The sequence below is a fragment of the Kitasatospora sp. NPDC036934 genome, from assembly GCF_055608425.1.
Genome location: NZ_JBVJQR010000008.1, coordinates 268,495 through 283,449 on the forward strand (window position 1 = coordinate 268,495; position 14,955 = coordinate 283,449).

A 14,955-nucleotide genomic window follows, 5' to 3' on the forward strand; every position below is an offset into this window, starting at 1 on the left:
CCGATTTCCTGATGAAAGCCCTGCGGTGGTGACACCCCGGCAGAGTGCGGCCGCGCGTCGCGCGCCCCCGGCCTGCGCCGTCGTGGATCGGTTCGCCGCCGTCCAGCACTTGCACATGACTTGCAACTGCTTGCCCGAGGGGGGAAAGATGGCCCAGCTCCGCCCGGACCACCGAACCCGACCCACCCGAAAGGACCACACGATGCCCAGCGCCGCCACAGGTGCCCCGGCAGGCGCCGCAGCCGTCCGATGGCGCGACCGGCTCACCCGCGAGGAGTGGATCCGGCTGGCCGGGATGGGCGGCTTCATCCTCGCGCTGCACGTCATCGGCTGGTTCACGCTGCTCGCGCTGGTCGCGCCCGAGCACTACGACGTCGGCGGCCAGGTCTTCGGCGCGGGCATGGGCCTGACCGCCTACACCCTCGGCATGCGGCACGCCTTCGACGCGGACCACATCGCGGCGATCGACAACACCACCCGCAAGCTGATGGGCCAGGGCAAACGGCCGCTGTCGGTCGGCTTCTGGTTCTCGCTCGGGCACTCCTCGATCGTCTTCGGCCTCTGCGCGCTGCTGGCCTTCGGCATCCGCACGCTGGCCGACCAGGTCCAGGCGGACGACTCGACCCTGCACAAGCTGACCGGCCTGATCGGCACGGCCGTCTCGGGTTCGTTCCTGCTGCTGCTCGGCCTGATCAACCTGGGTGCCTTCAACGGCATCCTCAAGGTGTTCCGCCGGATGCGCCTGGGCGAGTACGACGAGGCCGAGCTGGAGCGCCAGTTGGAGCGGCGCGGGCTGATGAACCGGATCCTCGGCAAGGTGACCCGGGCGGTCACCAAACCGTGGCACATGTACCCGGTGGGCCTGCTGTTCGGCCTGGGCTTCGACACCGCCACCGAGGTGTCCCTGCTGGTGCTGGCGGGCGGCGCGGCGGCCTTCTCGCTGCCCTGGTACGCGCTGCTGACGCTGCCGATCCTGTTCGCGGCCGGGATGAGCCTGCTGGACACCATCGACGGCTCGTTCATGAACTTCGCCTACGAGTGGGCGTTCTCCAAGCCGGTCCGCAAGATCTACTACAACCTGACCGTCACCGGCCTGTCGGTGCTGGTGGCGCTGGTCATCGGCCTGGTCGAACTGATCGGCCTGCTCGGCGAGAAGCTGGACATCACCAGCGGGCCGATCGCCTGGGTCGGCGGCCTGGACCTCAACTTCGTCGGCTACGCGATCGTCGGACTGTTCGTGCTGACCTGGGCCGGGGCGATCGCGTTCTGGAAGTTCGGCCGGGTCGAGGAGAAGTGGTCGGCGGGGCTGGCGGCCGGTTCCGCCGCCGAGTCGGAATAGCACCGCCGAGTCGGAACAGCGCCGCCGAAACGGGACGGCGCGCCCGAGGAGGAACCGAGGGGCCGGTGACCGGGGTCTGGTCACCGGCCCCTCGGGGCTTTCCGGAGTCACCTACGACTCACGTGCGGCGGTTACCCGAGCGCGGTGAGCACCGCGTCCGCCATCACCTTCTCGCCGGTCGCGTTGGGGTGGAACGGCACGGCGGGCGAACCGGGCAGTGCGCCCTCGATCCAGCGGTCGTCCGAGCAGACGTCGTGCCCGCGGGTCGGCGTCGCGGTGTCCACGTAGGTGGCGCCGTTGGCGGCCGCGGTGGACTTGAGGGCGGCGTTCAGCTCGTCGAGCACGCCGTGCATGTACTCGACGTCGCCCGGCGTCACCGGCTGGCGCAGGACGCAGGCGTTGCCGTCGGCGGGCAGCACGGACGGGTAACCGACCAGCAACACCTTGGCCTTGGGCGCCTTGGCGTGGATCTGCCGCAGGGTGGTGGCGATCTGCGGGGCGATGGTGGTGTTGATCCGCTCGGCCAGGTCGTCGTTGCCGTACTGCCAGGACATCGTGCGCCAGTCCCAGTAGCCGTGGTGGTAGACGTCCTTGCAGGGGGTGCCGAGCGGGTTGACGACGGCGCCGGCGATGCAGGTGGCGACCAGTTCGCCGAGGCCGAGGTCGCTGGTCGCGAGGTCGTTGCCGCCGATCCCGAGGGTGACCAGGTCGGTGTCGGCGGTCACCGCGTCCAGCTGGGGGTCGTTGACCCGGATGAAGGCGTCGTACTGTGGCTGCGTCATGGCCTTGACCTTGGCGGCGGCGCAGGTGACGTCGGTGTAGCCGCCGGCCCCGAGCGAGGCGGCGACCAGGTGGCCGTAGTTGTGGTCGGAGCGCAGGCACAGACCGGCCGACGGGCTGAGTACGCCGGCGCCGGCGGCGTAGGAGTCGCCGAGGGCCACGTAGTGCTTCGGGGCCGGGGTGGCCGCCTGGGCGGTGGTGGAGGTGAGCGCGAGGGCGGCGCCCACGGCGACGGCGGCGAGAACGCCGGAATTGCGGAGTCGCCGGGAATTCCGGGCAGGGCGGAGCACGGTTCCTCCTGGGGGAGAGAAACGACGGGTGGGGGTCATGCCGAGCCGGGCCACAGCTACTCGCAGGTAAGTTACTGCCAGGTTTCGTCGTCGTCCACGGTTTCGACGGGATTTCCGGAAATCCCGTCAGATGGCACCGGGTGCCATTTCGAATTCCGCTCCACCGCGTTTCGGAATTGGCGTCGATTCAACGGCGGTATGCGCAGGCGATACGTGCGGGAGTGGAATTCGGTTCAGTCGGCGGGATCGGCCGCGGGCCGCCGCCGGGCGGCGGCGAAGGAGACGAGTACCACGGCGGCGAGCAGGCCGGTCACGGTGACCAGCGCCCCCAGGACCATCAGGAACGCCGCGCCGATCAGCTTGCCGGGCAGGGCGGGGGAGCCGCCGCCGGAGTGCCAGACCACCCGGTTCCCGGTCAGCAGGGCGAGGTCGACCGTGCCCTGCCGGGCGTCGTCCACGTGCTGCCGGGAGTCGACCGCGGTGTCGCGGTGATCGCCCATCAGGAAGGCCCGCCCGGGCGGGACGGTGACGTCGAAGTCGTGGGCGCAGGTGCCGGCCCGGCGATCGGCCGGCTCGTCCAGCGGCGACCCGTCGAGGCTGAGCTGTCCGCCGGTGCAGGCGATCCGCTGGCCGCCGAGGGCCATCACTCGGAACACGGGGGAGCCGGGCAGGCCCCACGGGGAGTCGACGATGTGGATCCCGCCGCGTCGCACGTCCGCGGCCGCGACCCGGTCGGCGAGCATCCGGTCGCCCGGCCGGAGGTCCGGCGCCATCGCGGTGCCGTCCATGCGGTGGACGGAGTAGCCGCCGGTGAGCACCACCGAGAGTCCGAGCGCCCCGCACAGCAGGCCGAACACCGCCACGGCCACCGCGAACCACGGGCCCCGGGCCCTCTGCTTCGGCATCCGCCCGTTCCTCTTTCGTCTTTCCCCGACCGTTCCTCCGCCGGATCCTATTTCAGGCGGCTCGGGCGCTCGGGCTGCCCTCGGGACCCTGCGGCCTGACAGGTACAGTTCCGGTGCAGAGCGTGCCGTCGACCGGGCCCGCCGACCAGGAGGGGGACCAGAGCGGATGAGCCGCCGAGACCGCGACCGCGACCGCGACCGTGACCGCGAGGGCAGGCGGGGTGCCGGCTCCCCGGTGACCGTCACCGTCTGCCGGGGCTGTTGCTGCGGCACCGAGGCGAAGCACCCGGGGGTGGACCACGCGGGGCAGTACGAACGGCTGCGGACGGCGGTCGGCCCGGCGGGCCGGGTCCGTGCGGTCAAGTGCCTGGACGTCTGCTCCCAGTCCAACGTGGTGGTGGTCGGCCCGTCCAGCGAGGGGCGGGCGGCGGGTGGCCGTCCGGTCTGGCTCGGCTTCGTGCTGATGGACGAGATGATCGACGACATAGCCGCCTGGGTGCGGGCGGGCGGGCCCGGCCTGGCCGATCCGCCCGGGCTGCTCGACCTCCAGCTGATCTCGGTCTCCCGCCGGGTCCGCGAGGGCCTGCCGGAATGACCGGACGCCCTGGCCGGTGCTGACGGTTCGTCAGATCCACGCCCCGGGGCGGTGTCGGGGCGTGGCCACTACCATGACCGGTGGCATCGAGCGGTTCCGCGCAAAGGGAGGAAGACGATGACGACGGTCTGCCGCATCTGCGCGGGCACCGGCCGGACCGCCGGCCTCAACTGCCGTACCTGCCAGGGCACCGGCACCACCGAGGTGGGCGGCGGGGGCGGCAACTGCTTCCTCTGCGACGGCACCGGGGTGTACGTCCGCTACCGGGTGGACGCGACCGGCGCCAAGCAGCCCTACCGGGACGAGATCTGCCGTACCTGTGACGGCACCGGCAACCGGTCGGCGAACCTCTGGGACGAGCCCTCCGCCTGACGCCCGCCCCGAGCCAACCACCAGGACGAGGTCCAGACCTCCTACTGGAGCAAGGGCCGGGTGAAGACCCCCGAGACCATCCAGTGGTCGCGGGTGCGCTACACCGGCTACTCCTTCGTCAAGGTCGACGTCACCCCGGCCCACCTGGGCCGGAAGTCGGTCATGAAGGTCACCGCGCTGGCCGAGAACGGCACCCGGATCGACAACTGCACGATCCTGCGCACGGTCGGCGAGGGCTGGGACTCCGACAGCGACGACGACGGCCAGGGCGGCGGCTGGGGCTGGTAGGTCCCCGCGCTCGTGACGGTGCCCCGGCGCTGGAGGTTCAGCGCCGGGGCCAGCCCGGGTTCAGCGCCGGGGCCCGTACATGATCACGCCGACCCCGGCCAGGCAGACCAGCGCGCCCAGCACGTCGAAGCGGGTCGGCCGGAAGCCGTCCACGACCACGCCCCAGAGCAGCGAGCCGGCCACGAACACCCCGCCGTAGGCGGCCAGCACCCGGCCGAAGTCCGCGTCCGGCTGGAGCGCCGCGACGAAGCCGTACGCGCCCAGCGCCACCACGCCCAACCCGGCCAGCCACCAAGGCCGTTGCTCGCGCACGCTCTGCCAGACCAGCCAGCAGCCGCCGATCTCGGCGAGCGCGGCGACGGCGAACAGGGCGATGGAGCGCAGGGTGGTCATGACGGTGGATCGTAGGCGCTCAGACCTGCTTGTACGTCGCCAGGAAGCGCCCGATCCGGTTGATCGCCGTCTCCAGGTCGTCGGCGCGCGGCAGGGTGACGAAGCGGAAGTGGTCCGGGCGGGGCCAGTTGAAGCCGGTGCCCTGGACGACGTGGATCTTCTCGCGCAGCAGCAGGTCCAGCACGAACCGCTCGTCGTCGACGATCCGGTGCACCGCCGGGTCCAGCCGGGCGAAGGCGTACAGGGCGCCCTTGGGCTTGACGCAGCTGACGCCGGGGATCTCGTTGAGCGCCTTGACCGCGATGTCGCGCTGCTCGGTGAGCCGGCCGCTGGGCAGGACGAGGTCGTTGATGGACTGGTGGCCGCCGAGCGCGGCCTGGACGGCGTACTGCGCGGGCACGTTGGGGCACAGCCGCATGCCGGAGAGCATGGTCAGGCCCTCCAGGTAGTCGGTGGCGTGCTGCTTGGGGCCGGAGACGACCAGCCAGCCGCTGCGGAAGCCGGCCACCCGGTAGGCCTTGGAGAGGCCGTTGAAGGTGAGGGTGAGCACGTCGTCGGCGAGCGCGGCCAGGCAGTGGTGCTCGGTGCCGTCGTAGAGGATCTTGTCGTAGATCTCGTCGGCCAGCACCATCAGCTGGTGGCGGCGGGCCAGGTCGAGGATGCCCTCCAGCAGCTCCTTCGGGTAGACCGCGCCGGTGGGGTTGTTGGGGTTGATGACGACGATCGCCTTGGTGCGGGCGGTGATCTTGGCGGCGATGTCGTCGAGGTCCGGGTACCACTCGGCCTGCTCGTCGCACAGGTAGTGCACGGCCTTGCCGCCGGCCAGCCGGACGGAGGCCGTCCACAGCGGGTAGTCCGGCATCGGGACGAGCACCTCGTCGCCGTCGTCGACCAGCGCGGTGATCGCCATCTGGATCAACTCGGAGACGCCGTTGCCGAGGTAGACGTCGTCGACGCCGACGCCCTGGACACCGCGCTGCTGGTAGTACTGCACCACCGCGCGGCGGGCCGGCAGGATGCCGCGCGAGTCGCTGTAACCGTGCGCCGAGGGCAGGTTGCGGATGATGTCCTGGATGATCTCCTCGGGCGCCTCGAAGCCGAACGGGGCCGGGTTGCCGGTGTTCAGCCGCAGCACGCTGTGCCCGGCCTCCTCCAGGGCGTTGGCCTGGTCCACCACCGGGCCCCGGATCTCGTAGCACACGCCATTCAGCTTGCTGGACTGGCGAAACTCCATCTGCGGCCTCCCGACCGTCACCACCGCTCCGTTGCTTCAGCTTTGTTCTACCAAGTTGGCACTTGGAAAGTCCAACCTCTTGGCTATGCTGATCCACATGTCACGCCGAAGCTACGACCAGTACTGCGCCGTCGCCCGCGCCCTGGACGCGGTGGGGGAGCGCTGGAGCCTCCTGATCGTCCGTGAACTCCTGCGCGGCCCCCGCCGCTACACCGACCTGCACGCCGACCTGCCCGGCGTCTCCACCGACATCCTCGCCGCCCGGCTCAAGCAGCTGGAGGGCGAAGGGCTCGCTCTGCGCCGCAAGCTGGAGCGGCCGGCCAACGCCACGGTGTACGAGCTGACCGAGCGCGGCCGCGGACTGCGGCCGGTGATCGAGGCACTGGGGGAGTGGGGGCTCGGCGCCCTCGGCGAACAGCGGCCCACCGACGCGGTGCGCGAGCACTGGTTCACGGCGACGGCGACGACTGCTCCGGCGGCGACGGGTGCGACCGTCGCGGGGTGAACGCCCAGCCGGTGCGGTGAGGGGGGCGGCGGCCACGGGCCGGATGAGGGGGCGGCGGCAAGGCCCCCGTCGCCGGCCGCCGCCCCGTGGACCCAGGATGGCCCGGGGCGATAAACGCGCACTGGACGCCGAATGGGCGGGCCGGGCCCCCGCGGAACTGGTTGGCAAGTGCACGCGTACGATCGTCGGATCGCTTCGCCGGAGCCACCGGAGCCAGTAGAGGAGAGCGGAGGCCGCCCGTGCCCACCACCAGCCGCAGCTACACCAGCTACGTCGCCATCGGGGACTCCTTCACCGAGGGCATGTGCGACGACCTCCATCCCGACGGCCACTACCGGGGCTGGGCCGACCGGGTCGCCACCGTGCTCGCCGGCCAGGCCGAGGACTTCCGGTACGCCAACCTCGCCGTCCGGGGCAAGCTGATCGGCCAGATCCACGACGAGCAGCTCGCCACCGCGGTCGGGATGGGCGCCGAACTCGTCACCCTGGCCGGCGGCCTCAACGACGTGCTGCGCCCCGGCTGCGACATCGACCGGGTCGAGCGGCTGCTCGGCCGCTGCGTCGAGGAACTGCGCGCCGGCGGTGCCACCGTCGTCCTGTTCACCAGCACCGACCCCACCCGCCGGATGGCCGGCAGCGCCCGGCTGCTGCCCGCCATCCGGCGGATGAAGGCCTTCGTCCAGGAACTCGGGCGGCAGGACGGCATCGCCGTCGTCGACCTGTTCTCCGCACCCTGCTTCGACGACCGCCGGCTCTGGGCCGAGGACCGCCTGCACCTCTCGCCCGAGGGCCACCGCCGGGTCGCCGAAGGCGTCCTGGAAGCCCTCGGCCGCCCCGCCGCCTTCGACTGGCGCGCCCCGCTGGCCGCCGCCGCCCCGCCCGGCCGCGCCGAGAAGCTGCGCTCCGACGCCCGCTGGCTGGGCGCTCACCTCGGCCCGTGGATCGGCCGCCGCCTCACCGGCCGCTCCTCCGGCGACGGCCGCCCGCCGAAGCGGCCGGAGCTGCTGCCGTACCGCTAGTGCGGGCCCGGCCGTCGGCCGGGGTCGCTCGTCAGGGCTCCAGCACCAGGCTCGCCATCGGGGCGCGGGTGGTCCAGCCGAGGGCCGTGTAGAGCGCCTGGCCGTCCACCGTGCCGACCAGCACGCCGGTGCGGGCGCCCGTCTCGTACGCGCCGGACCGCAGGGCCCCCATCACTACCGAGCCCAGGCCCCGGCGGCGGTGCTCGGGGGCGGTGACGATCTGGTCCGGCACGGCCACCGCGCCGGCCAGGCCCGCCTGGCCGCGGGCGGCGAGGTGCCCCTCCTCGGTGCGCAGCAGCACCCGGAGGATCCCGCCCCGCTCCCAGTGGGTCAGGGTGTAGCCGGCCGGGATGGCCGGCCGCTCGGGGGTGAGCGGGGCGGTCATCAGGAAGCCCGGCGGGTCCAGTCGCCACTGAGGGCCGAGCCAGGGCCGGACGGTCGCGTCCTCGGCGAACAGCTTCAGCCAGGTGGTCGGCGCGGTGGTCGCCTCGGCGAGCTTGCGGACCTCCGCCTCGGTCGGCTCGGGCAGCACGTGCCGCCCGACCTCCCTGGTCGGCGCGCCGACGTCGATGGTCCAGCCCCAGGGTTGCTCCACCGGGTCGGCGGCGCCTCGGGAGACGGTCCAGCCGCTGATCCACATTCGGACCAGCTCGGTGATGTTCGACTGCGGCATGGCGCGATTCCTCCGCATGTAAGGGTCTCTCTAGGCACTTACACCTTACCCGCGTGGGGGGTGGCCTGCACAGTAATCTTGACGGGTTCGACGCGCCGGACTCCACCGGCGTCCAGCCGCTGGAAGGACCCCGGACCGTGAGTGAGACCGAGTCGCCGCAGGACCCCACGGCGGCCGCGCCGACCCCGCTCCAGGCCGACTGCGGCAGCTGCTTCGGACTCTGCTGCGCGGCCCTGCCGTTCGCCGCCGGCGCCGACTTCGCCATCGACAAGGCCGCTGGCACCCCCTGCCGCAACCTGCAGACGGACTTCAGCTGCGGCATCCACGCCCGGCTCCGCGACAGCGGCTTCCAGGGCTGCACCGTCTACGACTGCTTCGGCGCCGGACAGCGGGTCTCCCAGGTCACCTTCGGCGGGGTCAGCTGGCGCGAGGAACCCGCGAGCGCCAAGCCGATGTTCGACGTCTTCCCGGTCGTCCGGCAGCTCCACGAACTGCTCCGGTACCTCACCGAGGCGCTCACCTTCGCCCCCGCCCGGCCCGTTCACCCCGAACTGCGGCAGGCCCTCGAAGAGACCGACCGCCTCGCGGGCGGGACCCCCGAGGAGATCCTCGCCGTCGACGTCCCGGCCCACCGCGGGCGGATCAGCGACCTCCTGCTGCGGGCCAGCGAACTCGTCCGCGTCTCCGTCCCCCGCCGCCGCGAACACCGCGGCGCCGACCTCTTCGGCGCCCGCCTGCGCGGCGCCGACCTCCAGGGCGCCAACCTGCGCGGCGCCCTCCTGGTCGCCGCCGACCTCTCCGGCGCCGACCTGCGCCTCGCCGACCTCATCGGCGCCGACCTCCGCGACGCCGATCTGGCCGGCGCCGACCTCACCACCGCCCTCTTCCTCACCCAGGCCCAGCTCGACGCCGCCCGCGGCGACGCCACCACCCGCCTCCCGGCGGCCCTCACCCGCCCCACCCACTGGCCCGACACCGCCCCGGCCCCGGCGTCCGCCGACCGCAAGCCCGCGCGCAGGGGCGGCAGCCGCCCCGGCAAGCCGCGTCGCCGTTAGGGCATGTCGGACACGCCCCAGGGCCCGCGCTGCGGGATCAGGGCCCGGGGTGGAGCGGGTCCTCCGGGGCGACCGCGGCGATCCGCACGGCGGGAGGCCGGGGGCGCAGGGGTGGAGGCGTGCACGAGGTTGACGGCCGGTCGACCGGCGGTTGGATCGCCTTCGACGCAGGTGGTCAGGACGTGAGCAGCCGTGACCGCAGGGCGGCCGCCCGGTCCGGGGCGAAGCCGACCGGGCCGGTGAGATAGGCCTCGACGGAGCCGTGGCGGGCGGCGAGGTCGGCGAGGGTGAGGCGGATGACGGTCTCCGGGGCGCGGCCGTAGCCGGGCCAGCCCAGGGTGCGGCCGGGGTGGGCGGCGTGCCAGTCGGCGATGAGCCGCGGGGTGGCGCGCTCGGTGAGGGCGAAGTCGGCGGCGATGTCGTCCTCGGAGACGCCGAGCAGGGTGAGCACCAGGGCGGCGATCAGGCCGGTGCGGTCCTTGCCGGACGCGCAGTGGAAGACGACCGGGGCCTCGGCGTCGGTGATCACGTCCAGGGCCCGGCGGATCTCCCGCACGCCGTCCTCGGCGACCTCGGCGAAGCGGTCGGCGAGGTAGCGCCAGGGGTCGAGGGCGGGGTCGATCGAGGCCTGGTCGTACGGGCGGTGCTCGATCGAGAGGTGGTGGTACTCCAGGCCGTCGAAGTGGGGCACCCGGCCCTTGGCGGCGATCTCCCAGTCGTAGCGCAGGTCGATCACGGTCCGCACGCCGAGGGTCCGGAGGCGGTCCAGGTCGGCGGGGGAGGTGAGCTTGCCGAGCGAGTCGGAGCGGTGGAGCAGGCCCCAGCGGACCGTCCGGCCGTCGGCGGCCGGGTAGCCGCCCAGGTCGCGGAAGTTGTGCAGGTCCTCGAATTCGACGTGACGCGTTGTCATGCCCGGACTGTATCCAGCGGTGTCAACCCTGGCCGTAGCCCCCGGTGAGCAGGTCGAAGGCGCGGTCGGCGGCGGCGACGGCCTCGGGGTGGAGGTCGTCGGCGGTGCGGCCGCCGTCGTGGATGAGGTGCCAGTTGTGCAGGGCGAGGACCCGCTGGGTGGCGGTGACCTGGGCGGCGAGCAGCGGGGCGGTGAGTTCGCGGGGCTGCGCGAGGCCGGGGGCCTCGCGCAGCGCCTCGGCGAGGGACTGTTCGGCGCGGGCCAGGTAGGAGCCGACCCGGGCGGCCAGGCTCGGGGTGCCGTGGACGAGCGCGGTGAAGGCCAGCACCTGGGGGTGGTCGTTGAGGCCGGTGACCGGGTCGTGCCGGGCGAGGCCGTCCAGGAAGTCCCGGCGCAGGGCGTCGAGGACGCTCTCGCCGTCGGCCCGGCCCCGGACCACGTCCGCCGCCTGCTCCTGGTGGTCGGCGAAGCGGTGGACGACCAGGTCCTCCTTGCTGGCGAAGTAACTGAACAGGGTGGGCTTGGAGACCTCGGCGGCGGCCGCGACGTCGGCCACCGAGACCTGGTCGAAGCCGTGCTGCAGGAAGAGCGCGATGGCCGCCTCGGAGATGGCCCGTCGCGTTCGTTCCTTCTTGAGCTCCCGCAGTCCTGTCATGCCGGCCAGGCTAGCAGCCGGGATTGACCGGGGCAGGTTTCTGACCCGGTACGAAAAATCAGGAGCGGAGATCAGGAGCGGAGATCAGGAGCGGAGATCAGGAGCTGAGCGAGTCCAGGATCCGCCGCACCGACTCCACCACCGGCGCGCCCGCCCGGACCAGCGAGGCCACTCCCGAGATGTTGCGCAGCGCCCGCCGCAGGGCGGACGGCGAGGCCTCGGAGCCGTCACCGATGGCCTCCAGCGACTCGTCGAGCACCTCGCGGTCCTCGGCCGGCACCTGGTCGCGCAACAGCCGTACGGCGGTGACCAGTTCGCGCAGGGCGGCCTGCGGGTCGACCGGGCCCTGGTTCTTGACGATGCCGATGTTGTGGTCGCCGTGCTGGGTGACGGAGTCACCGAAGTGGAAGGAGTTGCTCACTGTCCGACCCGCTTTCCGGTGTTGTGGTCGCCGTACTGGGTGATCTTGTCGCCGACGTGGAGGTTCTCCACCTGGAGCGCGAACTCCGCCTGGGGGTTGTCGATCGCCTCCATGATCATCTGGATCAGGTTGCTGATCTGCCACTCGTTGTGGCTCACCACGGCGGTGGTCGCGGCGTTCGAGGTCTCGATGACCAGCTTGTAGAGCGGCTTCTGCCGCAGCCGGGTGACGAACCGGTAGAGGAAGAACAGGAAGCCCGCCACCAGCAGCACGGCCGGGACGGCCGCCGCCTGGGTCTTGTCCGTCGAGTTGTGGGTGAGCGCGCTGAGGAAGCTGGCGGCGAACAGCAGCCCCAGCACCTGTCGGACGAACCTGATGATCGTCCGCGAGCGCTTGGGTGGCCACCACACCAACTGCCGTGCCCGGGCGATGTGCTGCAGCGGGTACGCGTCGCCGCCGATCCACAACACCCGCCGGCTCACCCTGACGTCGATCACGTTCCGTGCCAAGTCCGCTCCCCCTGCCGCTCGTGCGGGGAGAACCATAGCAATGGCTGCGGACGGGTGGGGGCCTGGCGGCGGATCGGCCGGATCTCACGCGCCCCGCCGCCGGGCCGTCACCTCGATCTCGATCCGCATCCGAGGATCGGCCAGACCGCAGACCTGCATCGTCGCGGCCGGTCGGACCTCGCCGAAACAGCGGCGCAGCACCGGCCAGCAGGGCTCGAAGTCCGCACGCTCGGGCAGCAGGTAGCGCACCCGTACGACGTCGGCGAAGCCGGAGCCGGCCTCGGCCAGCGCGGCCCCGATGTTGCGCAGGCACTGCTCGGCCTGCTCCACCACGTCCTCGGAGATGGTCATGGTGGCGTAGTCGAACCCGGTCGTCCCGGACATGTGCACCCAGTCGCCGTCCACCACGGCGCGGGCGTAGCCGATCTGCTCCTCGAAGGTGGAGCCGCTGAGGACGGCGCGTCGATCCGTCGTGTTCGTCATGCGCCGAACGCTAGGTGGCCTGCGGAGATACGTCCAATACTCATCCGGTGCCGATCTGATATCCCTACGCGTATGGAGCGCCCGGAACTACCCCTGCCGCAGCTGCACGCCTTCGCCGTGCTCGCCGAGGAACTGCACTTCGGCCGGGCCGCCGCCCGCCTCGGCATCGCCCAGCCGCCGCTGAGCCAGCAGATCCGCCGGCTGGAGGAGAAGGTCGGCCACCCGCTGTTCCGGCGGGAGCCCGGCGGTGTCACCCTGACCCCCGCCGGGCGCGAGCTGCTGCCCGCCGCCCGGCGGGCCCTGGCCGACCTCGCGGACGGGCTGGCCGCCGCCCGGGCGGTCGGGGGCGGCGAGGCGGGCCGGCTGCGGATCGGGTTCTCCGCCTCGCTCGCCCTGACCGTGCTGCCCGGGCTGCTGCGCACCTTCCGGGACCGCCACCCCGGGGTGCGGCTGGACGTACGGGAGATGACCAGTGCGCCGCAGCTCGCCGCCCTGCGCGAGCGCGGCATCGACGTCGGCCTGCTCCGCGAACCGCCGGCGGACGAACCGGAGCTGCGGTTCCGGACGGTGCTCAGCGAGCCGTTCGTCGCCGTGCTCCCGGCACATCACCAGCTGGCCGCCCAACGGACCGTTCAGCTCGGGCAGTTGGCGGACGAGCCGTTCGTGCTGCTGCCCCGGGAGGAGGGGCCGCAGCTGTACGACCGGATCACCGGCCTGTGCGTCGGGGCGGGCTTCACCCCGCGGGCCGGGCAGCAGGCGGTGGAGTGGCAGACGGTGTGCGCCCTGGTCGGGGCCGGGCTCGGCGTCTCGCTGGCCCCGGCGAGCATCCGGCGGATCCGGCTGCGCGGCGTGGCCTTCCGCCGGATCGACCCCGGCACCGCCCGCACCCGCGCCGCCGTCGCCTGGCGCGCCGACGACCGCAGTCCGCTGGTGGCCCACCTGCTGGCCATCACCGGGCGGCACCGGGCGTCCTAGGTCCTGTCCGGCAGGCTCCGCCGGACAGGCCTTAGTTCCGCAGTTCGTAGACCAGGTTGAAGGGGGTCTCGGTGGCTCGGCGGAAGTGGCGGAACCCGGCCTCTGCGGCCACCTCGCGGGTGCGCGCCTCGCCGGCGGCGGCGCCGAGGGCGCGGCCGACCGGCTGTGCCTGGGACACGGGCACGCAGATCAGTGAGGACGCGCTGTAGAAGGCTCGGCCGAGGGGGTTCAGGTTGTCGGCGAGGTCGTCCTGGGCGTGCGGTTCGACCAGCATCACCACGCCGCCGTCGGAGAGGCGCGCCCGGCAGTGCGAGAGCACGCCGACGGGGTCGCCCATGTCGTGCAGGCAGTCGAAGAAGGTGATCAGGTCGTAGGGGCCGCCGCCGAAGTCCGCGGCGCCGGACACCTCGAAGGCGGTGCGCCCTGCCAGCCCGTTCTCCTCGGCCAGGGCCCGGGCCTTCTCGACCGAGGGCAGGTGGTAGTCGAACCCGGTGAAGCCGGACGCGGGAAAGGCCCGGGCCATGAGCATGGTGGAGTGGCCGAGCCCGCAGCCGACGTCGGCGACGCTGCCGCCGGTGCGCAGTCGCTCCACCGTGCCGTCCAGGGCCGGCAGCCACTCCTGCACCAGGTGCGCCGCGTAGCCGGGGCGGAAGAAGCGCGCGGTGCCGGTGAACAGGTCCGGGTGGTGCTGCTCCCAACCCACGCCGCCGCCCTCGACGAAGGCGCGCTGCAGCTTCTCGCGGGTCTCCTGCGCGGCTGCGGCCATGAAGGACTGGAAGCCGCCGAGGGCGAAGAAGGGGCTGTCCTCGTCGCAGAAGGCGGCGACCTGCTCGGGAGTGAGCCGGAACCGTCCGTCCGGGTCGAGCGCGACGTAGCCGCTGGCCGCCATCGCCGCCAGCCACTCCCGGACGTTGCGCTCCTGGGTGCCCGTCCTTTCGGCCAACTCGGAGGAAGTGAGCGGTACTTCGTCCGCCATGGCCCGGAAGAGCCCGAGCCGGTCGCCGATCGACAGCAGCGGTGCGATCGCCACGGCGCCCAGATCGTTGACGACGCGGCCCATCAGGGTCTCCAGCGCGTCCTCGTCGAGCGTCATGTCCCGGACCACGTCCAAGTTGACGAAGCGCGGAGCCCCGTCGCACGCCTCCCGCATCTCCTCGGCGATGTGCCGGGTCTCCGGCAGGTCGCTGTTCTTCATCGCCTCCTCGTAGGAGGGGAACTCCACGATCTGGACGAAGTGGGAGGGCCGGTCGCGGTCCTTGCCGATCGTGGCGTGCTGGGCGGTGCGTTTGCCGTGGGTGGCCCGCAGCCACTCGTCCATGAGCCGGTCGACGCGGTCGGCCTCGGTGGTTTCGTATTCGATGACCTGCATGAACGACATGCCGATCAACCCCCTTCCAGAGGTGTAAGAACAGCGTCCCGCTCCCTCCGGGCCGCCACAACCCGCGCCATCCCCGTCCCGGGACGATCTCCGGCGAGCGGCCGTCCCCACCGTGTCCGTCACCGCCGTCTCGTACCCGTCCGTGCGCGGGGACTCGCAGGCTGCGACCTTCCGCG

18 protein-coding genes and 1 pseudogene are annotated in these 14,955 nt (G+C 72.5%); 8 read left to right on the top strand and 11 right to left on the bottom strand.

Annotated elements, in window-relative coordinates:
- The first annotated feature begins 202 nt into the window (after nt 1-202).
- Complete coding sequence (nicT, locus tag ACZ7BZ_RS15095) at nt 203-1,339, top strand: Nickel transporter NicT (protein ID WP_380459570.1); 1,137 nt, start codon at nt 203-205, stop codon at nt 1,337-1,339.
- A gap of 131 nt (nt 1,340-1,470) precedes the next feature.
- Here nicT and ACZ7BZ_RS15100 read toward each other — a convergent pair whose 3' ends face one another.
- Both ACZ7BZ_RS15100 and lepB read right to left on the bottom strand, forming a co-directional pair.
- Nucleotides 1,471-2,409: an SGNH/GDSL hydrolase family protein gene (locus ACZ7BZ_RS15100; RefSeq protein WP_470358706.1), complete on the bottom strand. Its 939-nt coding sequence runs from the start codon at nt 2,407-2,409 to the stop codon at nt 1,471-1,473.
- Nucleotides 2,410-2,642: 233 nt separating this feature from the next.
- The gene (gene lepB / locus ACZ7BZ_RS15105) at nt 2,643-3,314 is read right to left on the bottom strand and encodes a signal peptidase I (RefSeq protein ID WP_470358707.1); all 672 of its coding nucleotides are present in this window, start codon (nt 3,312-3,314) and stop codon (nt 2,643-2,645) included.
- A 166-nt stretch (nt 3,315-3,480) separates the two neighbouring features.
- Here lepB and ACZ7BZ_RS15110 point away from each other — a divergent pair, with 166 nt between their 5' ends.
- The 3 genes from ACZ7BZ_RS15110 (at nt 3,481) to ACZ7BZ_RS15120 (ending at nt 4,569) form a co-directional block, all read left to right on the top strand.
- The gene (locus tag ACZ7BZ_RS15110) at nt 3,481-3,909 is read left to right on the top strand and encodes a (2Fe-2S) ferredoxin domain-containing protein (protein ID WP_470358708.1); all 429 of its coding nucleotides are present in this window, start codon (nt 3,481-3,483) and stop codon (nt 3,907-3,909) included.
- 117 nt (nt 3,910-4,026) lie between these two features.
- Complete coding sequence (locus ACZ7BZ_RS15115) at nt 4,027-4,281, top strand: hypothetical protein (protein WP_470358709.1); 255 nt, start codon at nt 4,027-4,029, stop codon at nt 4,279-4,281.
- Nucleotides 4,282-4,341: 60 nt separating this feature from the next.
- Nucleotides 4,342-4,569, top strand: a complete 228-nt coding sequence (locus tag ACZ7BZ_RS15120; protein WP_470358710.1) for a hypothetical protein — start codon at nt 4,342-4,344, stop codon at nt 4,567-4,569.
- Between the two features lie 60 nt (nt 4,570-4,629).
- Here the strand turns inward: ACZ7BZ_RS15120 and ACZ7BZ_RS15125 are convergent, their stop codons facing one another.
- Nucleotides 4,630-4,962: a YnfA family protein gene (locus ACZ7BZ_RS15125; RefSeq protein ID WP_470358711.1), complete on the bottom strand. Its 333-nt coding sequence runs from the start codon at nt 4,960-4,962 to the stop codon at nt 4,630-4,632.
- A gap of 19 nt (nt 4,963-4,981) precedes the next feature.
- Nucleotides 4,982-6,196, bottom strand: coding sequence for a pyridoxal phosphate-dependent aminotransferase (locus ACZ7BZ_RS15130; protein WP_470358712.1), 1,215 nt, complete (start codon nt 6,194-6,196; stop codon nt 4,982-4,984).
- Between the two features lie 97 nt (nt 6,197-6,293).
- Here ACZ7BZ_RS15130 and ACZ7BZ_RS15135 point away from each other — a divergent pair.
- A pseudogene (locus ACZ7BZ_RS15135) lies at nt 6,294-6,686 on the top strand (winged helix-turn-helix transcriptional regulator); the annotation flags it as partial.
- A 254-nt stretch (nt 6,687-6,940) separates the two neighbouring features.
- A complete protein-coding gene (locus ACZ7BZ_RS15140) occupies nt 6,941-7,720 on the top strand; it encodes an SGNH/GDSL hydrolase family protein (protein WP_470358713.1) in 780 nt (259 codons plus the stop codon).
- 31 nt (nt 7,721-7,751) lie between these two features.
- On the opposite strand, the gene ACZ7BZ_RS15145 is transcribed toward ACZ7BZ_RS15140, so the two are convergent.
- Nucleotides 7,752-8,393, bottom strand: coding sequence for a GNAT family N-acetyltransferase (locus tag ACZ7BZ_RS15145; RefSeq protein WP_470358714.1), 642 nt, complete (start codon nt 8,391-8,393; stop codon nt 7,752-7,754).
- 137 nt (nt 8,394-8,530) lie between these two features.
- Between ACZ7BZ_RS15145 and ACZ7BZ_RS15150 the strand changes: the two genes are divergently transcribed.
- The gene (locus ACZ7BZ_RS15150) at nt 8,531-9,448 is read left to right on the top strand and encodes a pentapeptide repeat-containing protein (RefSeq protein ID WP_470358715.1); all 918 of its coding nucleotides are present in this window, start codon (nt 8,531-8,533) and stop codon (nt 9,446-9,448) included.
- A gap of 175 nt (nt 9,449-9,623) precedes the next feature.
- Here the strand turns inward: ACZ7BZ_RS15150 and ACZ7BZ_RS15155 are convergent, their stop codons facing one another.
- From ACZ7BZ_RS15155 to ACZ7BZ_RS15175, 5 genes are all read right to left on the bottom strand, one after another.
- Nucleotides 9,624-10,358, bottom strand: coding sequence for a tyrosine-protein phosphatase (locus ACZ7BZ_RS15155; protein ID WP_470358716.1), 735 nt, complete (start codon nt 10,356-10,358; stop codon nt 9,624-9,626).
- A 22-nt stretch (nt 10,359-10,380) separates the two neighbouring features.
- A complete protein-coding gene (locus ACZ7BZ_RS15160) occupies nt 10,381-11,013 on the bottom strand; it encodes a TetR/AcrR family transcriptional regulator (RefSeq protein ID WP_470358717.1) in 633 nt (210 codons plus the stop codon).
- A gap of 97 nt (nt 11,014-11,110) precedes the next feature.
- Complete coding sequence (locus tag ACZ7BZ_RS15165; RefSeq protein ID WP_380459546.1) at nt 11,111-11,434, bottom strand: hypothetical protein; 324 nt, start codon at nt 11,432-11,434, stop codon at nt 11,111-11,113.
- The gene (locus ACZ7BZ_RS15170) at nt 11,431-11,943 is read right to left on the bottom strand and encodes a DUF6232 family protein (RefSeq protein ID WP_470358718.1); all 513 of its coding nucleotides are present in this window, start codon (nt 11,941-11,943) and stop codon (nt 11,431-11,433) included. Before ACZ7BZ_RS15170 ends, ACZ7BZ_RS15165 begins: the two co-directional genes overlap by 4 nt.
- A gap of 84 nt (nt 11,944-12,027) precedes the next feature.
- Nucleotides 12,028-12,426: a RidA family protein gene (locus ACZ7BZ_RS15175; RefSeq protein WP_470358719.1), complete on the bottom strand. Its 399-nt coding sequence runs from the start codon at nt 12,424-12,426 to the stop codon at nt 12,028-12,030.
- A 72-nt stretch (nt 12,427-12,498) separates the two neighbouring features.
- Here ACZ7BZ_RS15175 and ACZ7BZ_RS15180 point away from each other — a divergent pair, with 72 nt between their 5' ends.
- Nucleotides 12,499-13,401 carry a LysR family transcriptional regulator gene (locus tag ACZ7BZ_RS15180; RefSeq protein WP_470358720.1) on the top strand — a complete coding sequence of 301 codons (903 nt, stop codon included), beginning with the start codon at nt 12,499-12,501 and terminating at the stop codon, nt 13,399-13,401.
- 31 nt (nt 13,402-13,432) lie between these two features.
- Here the strand turns inward: ACZ7BZ_RS15180 and ACZ7BZ_RS15185 are convergent, their stop codons facing one another.
- The gene (locus ACZ7BZ_RS15185) at nt 13,433-14,779 is read right to left on the bottom strand and encodes a methyltransferase domain-containing protein (RefSeq protein ID WP_470358721.1); all 1,347 of its coding nucleotides are present in this window, start codon (nt 14,777-14,779) and stop codon (nt 13,433-13,435) included.
- Nucleotides 14,780-14,955 lie beyond the last annotated feature (176 nt).